12 protein-coding genes and 1 pseudogene are annotated in these 12,608 nt (G+C 63.3%); 3 read left to right on the top strand and 10 right to left on the bottom strand.

Annotated elements, in window-relative coordinates:
* Positions 1-178 precede the first annotated feature (178 nt).
* The 9 genes from ABIA96_RS19685 to ABIA96_RS19645 all read right to left on the bottom strand — a co-directional run bounded on the left by ABIA96_RS19685 (position 179) and on the right by ABIA96_RS19645 (position 8,496).
* Positions 179-1,135: a hypothetical protein gene (locus ABIA96_RS19685; protein WP_354138702.1), complete on the bottom strand. Its 957-nt coding sequence runs from the start codon at positions 1,133-1,135 to the stop codon at positions 179-181.
* Between the two features lie 336 nt (positions 1,136-1,471).
* Positions 1,472-1,969, bottom strand: a complete 498-nt coding sequence (locus ABIA96_RS19680) for a hypothetical protein (RefSeq protein ID WP_354138701.1) — start codon at positions 1,967-1,969, stop codon at positions 1,472-1,474.
* The gene (locus ABIA96_RS19675; RefSeq protein WP_354138700.1) at positions 1,966-2,259 is read right to left on the bottom strand and encodes a hypothetical protein; all 294 of its coding nucleotides are present in this window, start codon (positions 2,257-2,259) and stop codon (positions 1,966-1,968) included. The genes ABIA96_RS19680 and ABIA96_RS19675 overlap by 4 nt, the downstream gene beginning before the upstream one ends.
* Positions 2,256-2,582: a helix-turn-helix domain-containing protein gene (locus tag ABIA96_RS19670; RefSeq protein ID WP_354138699.1), complete on the bottom strand. Its 327-nt coding sequence runs from the start codon at positions 2,580-2,582 to the stop codon at positions 2,256-2,258. The genes ABIA96_RS19675 and ABIA96_RS19670 overlap by 4 nt, the downstream gene beginning before the upstream one ends.
* A 218-nt stretch (positions 2,583-2,800) precedes the next feature.
* Positions 2,801-4,033 (bottom strand): tyrosine-type recombinase/integrase, encoded by a 1,233-nt coding sequence (locus ABIA96_RS19665; RefSeq protein ID WP_354138698.1) that lies wholly within the window; start codon positions 4,031-4,033, stop codon positions 2,801-2,803.
* A gap of 233 nt (positions 4,034-4,266) precedes the next feature.
* A complete protein-coding gene (locus ABIA96_RS19660) occupies positions 4,267-5,991 on the bottom strand; it encodes a methanol/ethanol family PQQ-dependent dehydrogenase (RefSeq protein WP_354138697.1) in 1,725 nt (574 codons plus the stop codon).
* Between the two features lie 137 nt (positions 5,992-6,128).
* Positions 6,129-6,782 carry a QcrA and Rieske domain-containing protein gene (locus ABIA96_RS19655; protein WP_354138696.1) on the bottom strand — a complete coding sequence of 218 codons (654 nt, stop codon included), beginning with the start codon at positions 6,780-6,782 and terminating at the stop codon, positions 6,129-6,131.
* A 263-nt stretch (positions 6,783-7,045) separates the two neighbouring features.
* The gene (locus tag ABIA96_RS19650; RefSeq protein WP_354138695.1) at positions 7,046-7,510 is read right to left on the bottom strand and encodes a group III truncated hemoglobin; all 465 of its coding nucleotides are present in this window, start codon (positions 7,508-7,510) and stop codon (positions 7,046-7,048) included.
* 134 nt (positions 7,511-7,644) lie between these two features.
* A complete protein-coding gene (locus ABIA96_RS19645; RefSeq protein ID WP_354138694.1) occupies positions 7,645-8,496 on the bottom strand; it encodes a 3-hydroxybutyryl-CoA dehydrogenase in 852 nt (283 codons plus the stop codon).
* 561 nt (positions 8,497-9,057) lie between these two features.
* Here ABIA96_RS19645 and ABIA96_RS19640 point away from each other — a divergent pair.
* The 3 genes and pseudogenes from ABIA96_RS19640 (at position 9,058) to ABIA96_RS19630 (ending at position 11,607) form a co-directional block, all read left to right on the top strand.
* Entirely contained in the window at positions 9,058-10,368 is a 1,311-nt protein-coding gene (locus ABIA96_RS19640; protein ID WP_354138693.1) for an NRAMP family divalent metal transporter, read from the top strand.
* A gap of 280 nt (positions 10,369-10,648) precedes the next feature.
* A pseudogene (locus ABIA96_RS19635) lies at positions 10,649-10,912 on the top strand (ArsC/Spx/MgsR family protein); the annotation flags it as partial.
* Positions 10,909-11,607: an ABC transporter permease gene (locus ABIA96_RS19630; RefSeq protein ID WP_354138692.1), complete on the top strand. Its 699-nt coding sequence runs from the start codon at positions 10,909-10,911 to the stop codon at positions 11,605-11,607. The pseudogene ABIA96_RS19635 and the gene ABIA96_RS19630, both read left to right, overlap by 4 nt.
* Here ABIA96_RS19630 and ABIA96_RS19625 read toward each other — a convergent pair.
* Complete coding sequence (locus ABIA96_RS19625) at positions 11,581-12,387, bottom strand: ABC transporter substrate-binding protein (RefSeq protein WP_354138691.1); 807 nt, start codon at positions 12,385-12,387, stop codon at positions 11,581-11,583. The two genes, ABIA96_RS19630 and ABIA96_RS19625, sit on opposite strands and share 27 nt — an antisense overlap.
* Positions 12,388-12,608 lie beyond the last annotated feature (221 nt).

The raw sequence follows: 12,608 nt of genomic DNA, 5'->3' as shown, positions 1-12,608 counted from the left end.
CGCCCCTGTTTAATGCTGAAGTATTTACACTGAGTTCGGAGAGCACGACAGCGGCGCAGTCGCTTGTCGCATCGCCAGTTGCGCGCCGATGGGGCCTTTGCTGGGGAACGGTCGAGAGCCCCCACGCAACCGCACGACAGTTTCAGCAAGCATCGCCACCCATGCGGCGGAGAGGAGGTCATCCGCGCGGCTCATATGCGTGCGCGTGGTCGTCGTCGTCGAGAAGGCTATGCCTGCGCCATTCACTGGTCGCGGCAATTAAACGCGGTTGCCAGCTTGCCGGATCGTCGGAGCACATCACCTGCGCCATCACCTCATTGAGGTGCAGCCGCGCGCGCTCCCGCGATTGGAGCCGCTCACGTTCAAGACCGTTCGGCGCCGCATGATCGGCGGCAACGTCGGAAACGATGGCCTGCTGTTCCTGCGGTTGGTTAAGGCAAGAGGCTTGGCGATGCGACGGTGTCCGCGGCGATGCCGGAGCTTCTATGTCGACGGGGCGAGATCGCGGCGATGCCGGGCTGTGCGTAGAATTTAACTCCGTCACGCGATCTATTTCCTTTAAGTGACGTGACGGGTTTTCCGTCGCGCGTCGTCGTCTCGCACTCGCCGCTTTCTGTTCCCGCTGCCTCGCGATCCTTTCATCCGGCGATAGATTGAGCGAGGGCCTACCGGGTTTCGCTCCGGTGCTGTGCTTCGCACGGTACTTGCGCGACCGTTCGGCAGTCTTACGGCGATTGATGCTGCGGCGCGCGTCATAGTTCGGGTCATCGTTGGCGCCGATGTGGCGCAGATTGCGCGCCGTGCGTTCGGCGAGGGAAATCTCCAGCACAATGGCGGACTGGTCGGTGGACCAGCGCTTGTTCGATGTCACGGTGTCGGCGATGAGCGCCCGCAGCTCGGCATCAGTCAGCCATGGCGCCCAACGCTTGCACCATCGTTCAACGCTGCGCTTGGGATTGCCTGATGATGCCAGCCAAGCATGATCGGCGCCCCAGATCAGGATCGCCCGGCCGCGCTCCGTTTGCGGCAACTGCTTCCAGCCGCGATAGGCGAATATGTCCCTTGCCTCTTTGAGCAGGCAGCGGGCGAGCAGCGCGCGCTTCGGCGTAGTGCGGTGGTGCAGATCAGAAGACACGTTCGGCCGCCTTCAATGTTGCGGGCCGATGAAATTTTCGAGGTGGAAGACCAGACTCTTGACGGCGAGTCGGCGGATGCCCTAACTACCGTCTTGTGTCCGATCGCGCCTGCTAAGCATCATCGGGCATTTCAAACGGCCTTGCAGTCTGCACACTGTGAGGCCGTTTCTTTTGTATCGCATGAATCACGCGCGCGATAGACAAACCATATTTCTTGTTACCCTGTAGATCGTCGATCGCGCGGCGGTGTGCTTTACTATCAACGGTGGCGCCATCATCCTACCAAGCGCCATTCTGTGCGTTTCGCTTGTTACCCAGCGACAGCGATGGCGCGCTCACAACCTGATGCCATGATAGACGCGGAAATATTCCGCGGCCTCCGGCGCGAGCGGCTGCGCGGCACGGTTGGCCAGCTCGATTTCTCGAGCCTCCCGATACGCCTTGCGAGCGGCACGACGCGCCGCTTCATCCAGACGCGACCGCTCTCGCCAGCCAGGATCGCGGCCGCGCAGCTCTTGCAGGTATCGGCGCGCAAAAGCTCGCCGGCATTCCGGAGAACAGCGGCGGGCGCGGTGACTTCCCGTCGCTGGCGTGAACATCTGAAAGCAGAAATCGCATTGGCGCGGCGCCAGCGGTGCCAGCGATGCCGGTCCCGGTGCTGCCGGGGATCTTTCCCTTCGTTGCCGGCGCCACTCCCGCAGCGACTTGCGCTTGTTCGCTAGGTGCCGCTCTTTTCCGCATGCCTCGGAGCATGTGATTGTTCGAACTGGCCGCTCGCTCTTCAGGAACGGGGCGCCGCACTCGATGCAGGTTCTTTCGGCTGCTTTGATCATGGCACCCGGCGCTTCGGCTTCACGGCTGCGGGGATATCGACGCGCACCGGCAACGCGGCCAGGACAGCAGCAGCCAACGGATCAACAGGCCCGGCACGGCCTCGAACAAGCTCGCGCAGCTTCTCCGCGGTCCGCGCCAATCCCCTGCCTTCCCAGAAGTCACCGGCCACGCAGTGGGCCACGCGCTGTTGCAGGCTCCACACCTTGGCCCGTCGCCATGGTGCTATCGGCAAGGTGACAACGCGAAAGTCGGAATTCAAATCGGTCACCAGCTCGACGGCTTCGCTCATGTGCGTTGCCCTCCGGCTGCAATCAGCTCCAGACGGCGGCGGCGGCGGCTTGCTGGTGCGGGCGCGGGCGCGGCACCCATCTCGGCAGCCGGCTCCGCCTCGCCCGCACCAGCGGCCTTGCCAGCGCCGCTGGGCCCGATGGCCGGCAACCGGTCCAGCCAGGCGCGGAGATCGGCTTGCAGCACCAGCGTCGACGCGCCGCGCTTCCGCGCCAGCAACGCGCCGGCCGCAATGGCCTCGTACAGTTCAGTGCGACACACGCCGGTCAGCGCGGTCACCTCGCGGATGTTGAGCGCGAGCTTTTCAGTCAGGGGAACGTCCATAGGTGCGCCTGCGACATCTTCATGCGCGGCCGGCGCCTCGGTGGGCGGGCTGGCATGACGGGCGGCAAAGCCTTCTGGACGGCTACGTTCTAGAAAGGATCGCCCCGGCTGTCAAAGCTGGGGAGGATACTGGGGACGGTGCCGGGCGCGCGCGGCGCCCCCCTGCAAATCAAGCGGTACCGCGCGCCGGTGACGGCGGACACATGATCCGCGCCCCGCTATGAGCCGAACGCAAACCCATGCTTGCCGATCACTGTCACCTCGCGGCCTGCGAACTCTATCACCTTGGCCGGCGGCTTGGCGCAGTAGCTCCCCCACGCGGCCATCAACTCGCGGCGCTTGTCGAGCAGGTCGCCCCGTCGATAGGCCCGTTCGGTCACGCTCCTGATCGTGTGAGCCAGCGCCATCTCGCAAACCTCGCCGCTGAAGGTGGTTTGCTCGCTCGCCCAATCCCTGAAGCTGGAGCGGAAGCCGTGCACCGTTGCCCCCTCGATGTTCATGCGGCTGGGCACCTGCCCGAACGCCCGCGCCGATAGCGCCCGCCTGCCGTTGTACCCCGGAAAAACGTATTCGCAGGTTCGCAGCTCGTGCATCTCCCGTACGATCGCCAGCGCTCGTGCAGCCAGCGGCACGCGGTGCTCAGTCCCGGCCTTCATGCGCGACGCCGGCACCGTCCACAGTGCGCCGTCAAAATCAAACTCCGGCCATGTCGCTCCCAGCACTTCACCGGACCGCGCCGCCGTGAGGATCGCAAATTCCAGCGCGATCGCTGCGACAGCCTCGCGCGCCCGCAAGTCGATGATGAAGGCCGGGACTTCGCTGTACGGCATCGCGGCATGGTGGCCGCGCGTGATGCGCTGTCGCTTCGGCAATAGCTGATCCAGATGCCCACGCCACCGGGCAGGGTTATCGCCGCTGCGAAACCCCTGCGCCTTGGCGGCGTCGAGCACCCGCTCAATCCTGCCACGCACGCGCCCCGCTGTTGTGGGCGTCGCGTTCCAGAGCGGCCTCAGCACCCCCAGCACGTCATCGGTGCAGACAGCATCAACAGGCAGCCGGCGCAGCGGTGCTGCATACGTCTTCAGCGTCATCACCCATTGCGCCGCGTGCTTCGCGCTGCGCCATGACGGTCGCATGGCCTCTATCAGCTGATCGGCCGCCTCGCCGAACGTGACGCCCGCGCTGGCCACCCTGATGCCCTTCGGATTGACCCTTTCGGCAATGGCCGCTCGCGCCTCAGTGGCGCGCTCGCGAGCGCGGGCCAGGGTGACGTCACGCGCTGATCCGAAACCCAGCTCAACGGTGCGGCCGTGCCATCGATACATGAACACCCAGCTTCGTCCGCCGTTCGGCGAGATCGACAGATAGAGATTGCCGCCGTCGGCATGCCGCCCGGGCTTGTTCAGCGTCGCCACCGCGCGCGCGTTGAGTCGGTTGATCTTGCGAGCCATCGTCGTCGTTCTCCCTGCAGCGTTCCCCAGCGCCTTCCCATGCGCATGGTCCCGCTTGTAGCGAACGCCTACGGACGGCGAAAGACTGATGGTGGAAAAAACCCCTGCAATGACAGTGGTAACAAGCGCACCATCGGACCGGTGCGGACGTGTGCGGCAAGGGGTGCGACGGACGTTGCCGTCCGCCGCATTTGCCCCCACGCGCTCCGCCGTCTTCGATCCGCCTGCGGAGCTTATTTCTTCAGCGCGAACACCCAGATCACGCCGCCCTGGGGCACGTTGGACTCGATGCCGATATTGTTGGTCGCGAGTGCATCCTGGATGCGCTGCGCGTCGACGCCCCAGCCCGACTGGATTGCGATGTATTGCGTGCCGTCGATCTCATAGGACATCGGCATACCCATGATGCCGGAGTTGGTCTTCTGCTCCCACAAAAGCTCGCCGGTCTTGGCGTTGAAGGCGCGGAAGTTGCGGTCATTGGTGCCACCGGCGAAGACGAGATCGCCCGCGGTCGCCGTCACCGAGCCGAACATCTGCGACTTCGGGAAGTTGTGCTGCCACACCTTCTTGCCGGTCGCAGGATCCCAGGCCTGGAGTTCGCCGAAATGATCGGCGCCCGGCTTGGTCTTCAGGCCGATATCCTCCGGCTTGGTGCCAAGCCACAGCTCGCCCGGCTTGAGCGGGATCTTCTCGCCGGTAAAGCCGCCGCAGAAGTTCTCGTTGGCGGGCACGTAGACGAGGCCGGTCCTCTGGCTGTAGGCCGCTGACGGCCAGTCCTTGCCGCCCCACAGCGACGGACAGAACTCGACACGTTTGCCGACCACCGGCTTGTGCGCGGGATCGAGGATCGGTTTGCCGTTCTCGTCGATACCCTTCCAGACGTCGGTTGCGACGAACGGCCAGCCGGCAATGTAGTTGATCTTGGTCGGCGTCCGCTCGAGCACCCAGAAGATCGCGTCGCGACCAGGATGGACCAGGCTCTTGACGCTGCGGCCGTCGCGCTGCAGGTCTATCAGCATCGGCGCGTCGACCTCGTCCCAGTCCCAGGAATCGTTCTGGTGGTACTGGTGATAGGTCTTGATCTTGCCGTTGCCCGGATCGAGCGCGAGCACCGACGAGGTGTAGAGATTGTCGCCGGGATGCATCTCGCCGGGCCACGGCGCGGCGTTGCCGACCCCCCAATAGACCGTCTTGGTCTCCTTGTCGTAGGTGCCGGTCATCCAGGCCGAGCCGCCGCCATTCTTCCAGTCGTCACCCTGCCAGGTCTCGTGACCGGGCTCGCCCTCGCCGGGAATGGTGAAGGTCCGCCACAATTCCTTGCCGTCCTTGGCATCGAAGGCGGCGATATAGCCACGCACGCCGAACTCGCCGCCGGACCCGCCGACGATGACTTTGCCGTCGACGATCAGCGGCATCAGGGTCATGTACTGACCCTTCTTGTAATCCTGCACCTTGGTGTCCCACGCCACCTTGCCGGTCTTGGCGTCGAGCGCGACGACATGGTCGTCGGTGGTGGCGAGATAGAGCTTGTCCTCCCACAGGCCGACGCCGCGGCTGGTCGGATGAAGCTGGAACAGATCGTCAGGGAGCTGCCGCTTGTAGCGCCAATATTCATCGCCGGTTTTCGCGTTCAGCGCGATCACCTGCCCCATCGGAGTCGCCACGAACATCACGCCATTGTTGACGATCGGCGGCGCCTCGTGGCCTTCGACCACGCCGGTGGCAAACGTCCAGACCGGCGTCAGGTCTTTTACATTCGAGGTGTTGATCTGGTCGAGCGGGCTATAACCCTGCCCGTCATAGGTCCGCCGATAGAGCATCCAGTTGCCGGGTTCCGGATTCTCCAGGCGCTGTTGAGTGACTGGCGCGTAGCTCTCGACCGGGCCGGCTATCGCGGCGGTCGAGACAAGACACGTGAAGGCGACGAAGCCGGATAGCAATGCTTGCTTCTTGGCCATGGACGATTCCTTGGACGTTTTCATGGACGTTCCCCTTGTTCATCCGATTGAATTCTTGTTTTGAATTCTTGTCGTTCGTCCCGGCGCCCGCCCCTCGGCGGATGCGGCCTCTCGTGAGGCGGGCACATCCCGCACCGTCATCCCTGCTGCGCGCCACCTACCTTTCCGATGAAACCGCCCGCGACACTGAGCGAGCCGTCAGCCAACGCCAGCGGCAGCGCGGCGAGCCGACGCGGCGCCGGCCCGAACACCACCTGCGCGCCCGAACGGGGATCATATTCAGAGTTGTGGCACACGCACTTGAAGACCTCCTTGTCGCCGACATCGCTCTTGACCCAGGCGGTGACAGGACAGCCGGCATGAGCGCAGATCGCCGAATAGGCGATGATGCCGTCGACGGCGCGTGCGCGTGTTTGCTCGTCGAGCTCGGCGGGATCGAGCCTGATGATCAGGATCGCGTTGAGCCGCGAGGCGCTGCGCACCACCGATGTCTTGGGATCCTGCGGCCAGGCATGCACCGGCGGACCGCCGGCCGGCAGATCAGCCGCAGCGATGAGCTTTCCCTCTTTGTCACCTTCGGAGAAGACGAGCAGATCGCCCTTCTGCGGCCGCTCGTCGGAGCCCGGCGGATCTTCGCCCGCACGCGTCTGTGCGGAACACCCGAGACAGGCCGTGGTGGCTAGTGCACCAAGCAGCAGCGTTCGCCGCGTTTGCTCCGCGCTTGCATCGGCTCCGAATTCCGCAATGCTGTCGGTGGATGATGAAGTGATGCTGAATGATGCGCGTGACATGCACAGTAGCAGGCGCTGGGACTCTGCCGAAATGAAGGCGAAGAATTGGCGCCGCAGCGCATCAATATGGCTTTACTCGCTTTGATTGAACACGATTGAACGCATGCCAACGCGTTTTTGCCGTTTCAACGTCATGCCGCGCGATCCGCATGATGATTTTGCAGATCAGACCGATGATGTGGGAATTGGTGCAGCGCGCTATTGGCGCGCAGCACAACTTTGAGGCGGTACAACTGCACGTTTTGCGGGCAGATCAGCCGCCGTCAAGACCTGAGCACGTGACGTGGCGACGCAATGCGGCCGGCGATGGTTGCCGACGCCATCTCAAAACTGTCGGCGATGCGTCGCGCCCTGTCGATGAAAAGCGCAGCTGCCGGCGGCGGACAGACCTCGCGCGCGGTCTGCTCGAACAGGTCGAGCCAACGGTCGAAATGATCGCCGACCAGGCTGAGCGGCATGTGCGCCCGCATCGGCGAGCCATGGTACCGGCCGCTCATCAGCACCACCGATGACCAGAACCCCCTCAGTTTGGCGAGATGCTCGTCCCAATTCTGCACGACGGCGAACACCGGCCCGAGCAACGCATCCTCGCGGACGCGTCCGTAGAAGCGGGTGACGAGTTCCCCGATCATCTCTTCGGTGATCCCGGTGCGTTCGATCGCATCCTGGGTCAGCAGATTCCGCCGTTCGGCCGCCGCCTCGCGCTCGGCCTTCAGTCGATCAGACATACCTTCGTTTTCCGCTTGTTGTTCCCGCGAGCCGTCCGTTCGACATTGTCGGGCCAATTGTGCGCGACGTCTTTGTCGCAGCGCAAATTGCGAGATCGAACGCCGGGCGCTAAAGCCCGTCGTCCGCGGCACGATCAGGCGCCGTACGTGTAAAAGCCCTGCCCGGTCTTGCGGCCGAGATGGCCGGCATCGACCATTTCCCTGAGCAAGGGGGCCGGACGGTATTTAGGATCGTTGAAGCCCTTATAAAAGACCTCCATCACCGACAGCATGGTGTCGAGACCGACGAGGTCGGCCAGTGCCAGCGGCCCGATCGGATGGTTGCAGCCAAGCTTCATGCCGACGTCGATTTCTTCCGCGGTCGCAATGCCCTCCTGGAGCGCAAAGATCGCCTCGTTGATCATCGGGCACAGGATGCGGTTGACGGCGAAGCCTGGGCTGTTCTTCGCGGTGATCGCCACCTTGCCGACGCGCTGGGCGAAATCGAGCGCCTTGGCGTGGGTGTCGTCCGAAGTCTGCAAGCCGCGGATCAACTCCAGCAGCGCCATCACCGGAACCGGGTTAAAGAAGTGCATGCCGATAAAGCGATCGGGGCGATCGGTCGCGGCGGCAAGCTTGGTGATCGAGATCGACGAGGTGTTGGTCGCGAGCAGCGTGCGCGGCGACAGCGTGGCGCACAGATCCTTCAGGATCTTGACCTTGAGCTCCTCGTTCTCGGTTGCGGCTTCGATGACGAGATCGCAATCGACAAGCTTGGCACGGTCCGTCGTGCCGGTGATGCGCTTGAGCGTCGCATCGCGATCGGCCGCAGACATCTTCTCCTTCTTGACCAAGCGCTCGAGGCTGCCGCCGACGGTCGCAACACCGCGGCTCACCGCCGCATCGGAGATGTCGACCATCACGACCGAAAGCCCAGCCGCGGCGCAGATCTGGGCTATGCCGTTGCCCATGGTCCCTGCTCCGATGATGCCAACGGTATTGATCATAGCCTGACGTCCTTCTCGTTCAGCGGGCCCGGCCGCGACGGCGGCCTGCCCGATTTGGCCTAAATTTCGATCCGCGGCCGCCCGAGTGCTGCACCGCATCCAGGCTCTTCCTTAACGCATCCGTGGCGAGAATAAAGTCGCCTTCCCCTTGCAAGGGCATGATTTCGCGGTCTCGCGGCCGTTTCGGCCCGAGTTTTTACCGTATGCCGCCCGCGCCGTTCGTCACGCGCGGTCGAGCGCTCAGGAGGTTCGACTCAATCCTCCGCTCGCCCTGCTCCCGGCCTTCGCGTGCCGACGCAAGCCCGCATTCACCGCAACTCGCCCACGTACCGGACGACTCGCGATCCGTCCACCGTGCCGGGCCAGATGAATGCGCAATTTCCGGATTTCTGGAAATAGGAATATTCTGGAATGGCGGCTTGACAAGCGCGCGGGCTGGTTTGCGCCATCGACCGGGAAGCAAAGACCTCGGCAACCCAAATAGTGCTCGACGGTGTTCCGAGTCTGGAACTCGGGGCAACTCGCTCCGTTATGTCGCACAGGCAGAGCTGAGGAGCGGCAATGGACACGTCGGCGCTTGGACCAAAGCTGCAGAAGCGCGGGATCTTTCGTTTTCGCAACTTTTTTTCCACGCTCGGGCCGGGGCTGATTACGGGCGCTTCGGACGACGATCCATCAGGTATCGGGACTTACAGCCAGGCCGGCGCGCAACTCGGTTTCGGGATCGGCTGGACCATGCTCCTGACCTATCCGCTCATGACCGCAATCCAGGAAATCTCGGCTCGGATCGGGCGCGTCACGGGCCATGGCATTGCGGGCAATGTCTGCCGCAATTTCGGTGCGGCCTATGTCTGGAGCCTCGTGGTCCTGCTATTCACCGCCAACACCATCAATATTGCAGCCGATCTCGGTGCGATGGCAGATGCTCTCAAGCTGCTGATCGGCGGTCCCGGCATCGTCTATGTCGTGATTTTCGGTGGCGCCTCGGTGCTTGCCCAGATTTTCTTCAACTACGACCGCTACGTCGCCGTGTTGAAATGGCTGACACTCAGCCTGTTTGCCTATGTCATCGCGCTTGCCGTCGTGAAAGTCCCCTGGACCGAGGCGTTGAAGGGCCTCCTGATTCCGCAGGTGAGCTGGAACGCTGCATTCCTCACCACGCTCGTTGCCATCCTTGGCACGACGATCTCGCCATATCTGTTCGTCTGGCAATCTTCGCAGGAAGCCGAAGAGCAGCGGATCGACGACAAAAAGGCCCCGCTGAAGAAAGATGCTTCGACGGCAGGCGAAGAGTTCCGCCGCATCCGGCTGGACACGCTGATTGGAATGGCGTTCTCAAATCTGATTGCAATCTCGATCATCATCACCACGGCCACGACCCTGCATGCGCAGGGCAAAACCGACATTCAGAGCTCGGCGCAGGCGGCGGAAGCTCTCAAGCCGATTGCCGGTCCGTTCGCGGAGCTCATTTTCGCGCTCGGCATCATCGGCACGGGCCTGCTCGCGATCCCCGTGCTCGCGGGCTCGACCGCCTATGCGATCGGTGAAGGCCGCCGATGGAAAGTCGGCCTCTCCCGCAAGCCCAAGGAGGCGATCGCCTTCTATACGGTGCTCGGCCTTTCAGGTCTTTGCGGCATCGGATTGAATTTCACGCCGATCGATCCGATCAAGGCGCTGTACTGGAGTGCGGTCGTCAACGGCGTACTCGCAGCGCCAGTCATGGTGATCCTGATGCTGCTGGTGCGGAAGCCGAAGGTGATGGGCGAGCTCGTGGTCACCGGACCGCTGTACTGGCTGGGGTGGGCGTCGACGATTGCGATGGCCTTCTGCATCGTCGGCATGGTCGCCACCATGTTCATGGGCGTGTCCTAGTTTATTGAGCATGGTCTTGTCGGAAAACCGCTGCGCACTTTTCCGGATCATGCTCTAGAACTTCAGCGCTGCGCTCGATATCGACCCAAGTCCGCTCATCCACGACGAGTGGGACACGTTCAGTTCAAGCTTTCAAGGGCTGAATTCCGCATGGAACCGGTAAAGACTTGTGTGTAAGATTCAGCACACACGCCGGACGAAGACCAAGGTCGGCCGATGGCTTTACCCGATGATGGTGGATCAGATTGACCAACGAACTCCAGGAGATCTATCCGCCACGACATCGCCGTCACGCGCAGCGCGGCAGCTGATCGCCGGCATGGAGATTTCGCTGCGCCAGACAGTTCGCGAGAAGGCTGCGCCCTATGCGGAGCTTGGGCTCGACAACCCGGCACTGACGGACGATCACGTGCTCGACGCAATGATGGCACATCCCATCCTGATCAACCGGCCGATCGTGGTCACGCCGAAACGCGTGAGGCTTTGCCCTCCCTCCGAGCTGGCGCTCGACCTGCTGCCGTCGCAACCGTGTCGGGCCGGATGAACGATTTCGCACGATCCATCGTTGCCGCGTTCACGCTGATTGGCGAAGCCGATCCTGAGCTGCTCGGCATTGTCGTGCTGTCGGTGCGCGTCAGCCTGACTGCCAGCATCGTCGCACTCCTGATCGGCGCCCCATTCGGCGCCCTGCTTGCGATCACCCGCTTTCGCGGGCGGCAGGTCGTCATCGTGCTGACCAATGCGCTGCTTGGCCTGCCGCCGGTCGTGGTCGGGCTCGCGCTTTATCTCATGTTGTCGCGGTCCGGTCCGCTCGGGGCGGCCGGCCTGCTGTTCACACCAACAGCCATGGTGATCGCGCAGACGCTGTTGGCGACGCCGATCGTGGTTGCGCTGGTGCACCGGCCGGCAAGCCTGCTGTGGGCGGAATACGGCGACCTCGCGCGGATCGACGGGCTGTCGACGTTGCGTAGCATTGGCCTGCTGTTCGCACTCGGCCGAACCTCGCTGCTGACGGCCTTTCTGGCGGCGTTCGGACGTGCGATCGCCGAGGTCGGCGCTATCATCATCGTCGGCGGCAACATTCGCGGCTTTACCCGCACAATGACGACGTCGATCGCGCTGGAGACCAGCAAGGGCGACCTGCCGCTAGCGCTCGGGCTCGGGCTGATCCTGCTCGCGCTCAGCGTCGCGGTTTCGACCGTCGCCTTCCTGCTAGTGGGACGCGTTGGGGAAAAATAGCTGCTCGCCGCCGACCTTGTAGCCGGCGATCGCATCCTGCCCCTTCGGCGAGATCAGCCAGTCGATCAAGGCCTGTCCATCCTTCGCCTTCACATTCGGATGCTTTGCCGGATTGACCAGCATGACGCCGTACTGATTAAATAGCCGCTTGTCGCCCTCGGTCAGGATTGCAAGCTCGCCTCTGTTCTTGAACGACAGCCAAGTGCCGCGGTCTGACAGAAGGTAGGCGTTCGACGACGACGCCATGTTCAGCGCGGGCCCCATGCCCTGACCGATCTCGCGATACCAGCTGTCCTTTCCGGCGACATCAATGCCTGCTTCCTTCCACAACCTCAGTTCGGCGGCATGCGTGCCGGATTTGTCTCCGCGCGAGATGAACGGCGCCTTTGCTGCCGCGATTCTGCGCAAGGCATCAGCGACATCCTTCCCGCCGGCAATTTTTGCAGGGTCGCTCTTCGGACCGACGATAATGAAATCGTTGTACATGACGTCGAAGCGCTTCACGCCCTGCCCTTCGGAAATGAACTTATCTTCGGCCGGCCTGTCATGGACAAATACCACGTCGGCATCGCCCCGCCGCCCGATGTCCAGTGCCTGGCCGGTGCCAACGGCAACGACCTTCACCTCAATTCCTTCGGCCTTGGAGAACAGCGGCAGCAAATGGCCGAACAGGCCGGACTGCTCCGTCGACGTCGTCGAGGCCACGGTGATGGCGCGGTCCTGCGCGTAGGCGCATGTCGACCAGATCAGAACCGCTGCGATGGCGGCAAGCTTCTTCATTGCGTCGTCCTCACTCCCCGGATGTTCCAAACTAGGCGGGGAGGAGGATGCTGGAAAGCCCGACGTTCGGTGCAGGGATCGGCGACCGGGGGCAGTACCGCATGACGTCATGGCGGTCGCAGCTTCGCGATGATGGCTGAGACCTCGTCGAGCTGGGCCTTCCCGGGCATCCTAGGCGCGGCAGCTCAGAACGCCGCGGCGGTGCTTGTCGCATCCGGGTT

It is taken from the genome of Bradyrhizobium sp. LB11.1, assembly GCF_040549385.1.
Classification (GTDB): Bacteria; Pseudomonadota; Alphaproteobacteria; order Rhizobiales; family Xanthobacteraceae; genus Bradyrhizobium.
This window is presented reverse-complemented; position numbering and strand designations above follow the sequence as displayed.

Excerpts from the sequence above, each read along its gene's own strand:
- ABIA96_RS19660 (WP_354138697.1), bottom strand. The coding sequence starts at position 5,991 with ATGGCCAAGAAGCAAGCATTGCTATCCGGCTTCGTCGCCTTCACGTGT.
- ABIA96_RS19665 (WP_354138698.1), bottom strand. The coding sequence starts at position 4,033 with ATGGCTCGCAAGATCAACCGACTCAACGCGCGCGCGGTGGCGACGCTG.
- ABIA96_RS19675 (WP_354138700.1), bottom strand. The coding sequence starts at position 2,259 with ATGAGCGAAGCCGTCGAGCTGGTGACCGATTTGAATTCCGACTTTCGC.
- ABIA96_RS19640 (WP_354138693.1), top strand. The coding sequence starts at position 9,058 with ATGGACACGTCGGCGCTTGGACCAAAGCTGCAGAAGCGCGGGATCTTT.
- ABIA96_RS19650 (WP_354138695.1), bottom strand. The coding sequence starts at position 7,510 with ATGTCTGATCGACTGAAGGCCGAGCGCGAGGCGGCGGCCGAACGGCGG.
- ABIA96_RS19680 (WP_354138701.1), bottom strand. The coding sequence starts at position 1,969 with ATGATCAAAGCAGCCGAAAGAACCTGCATCGAGTGCGGCGCCCCGTTC.
- ABIA96_RS19670 (WP_354138699.1), bottom strand. The coding sequence starts at position 2,582 with ATGGACGTTCCCCTGACTGAAAAGCTCGCGCTCAACATCCGCGAGGTG.
- ABIA96_RS19645 (WP_354138694.1), bottom strand. The coding sequence starts at position 8,496 with ATGATCAATACCGTTGGCATCATCGGAGCAGGGACCATGGGCAACGGC.
- ABIA96_RS19655 (WP_354138696.1), bottom strand. The coding sequence starts at position 6,782 with ATGTCACGCGCATCATTCAGCATCACTTCATCATCCACCGACAGCATT.
- ABIA96_RS19630 (WP_354138692.1), top strand. The coding sequence starts at position 10,909 with ATGAACGATTTCGCACGATCCATCGTTGCCGCGTTCACGCTGATTGGC.
- ABIA96_RS19625 (WP_354138691.1), bottom strand. The coding sequence starts at position 12,387 with ATGAAGAAGCTTGCCGCCATCGCAGCGGTTCTGATCTGGTCGACATGC.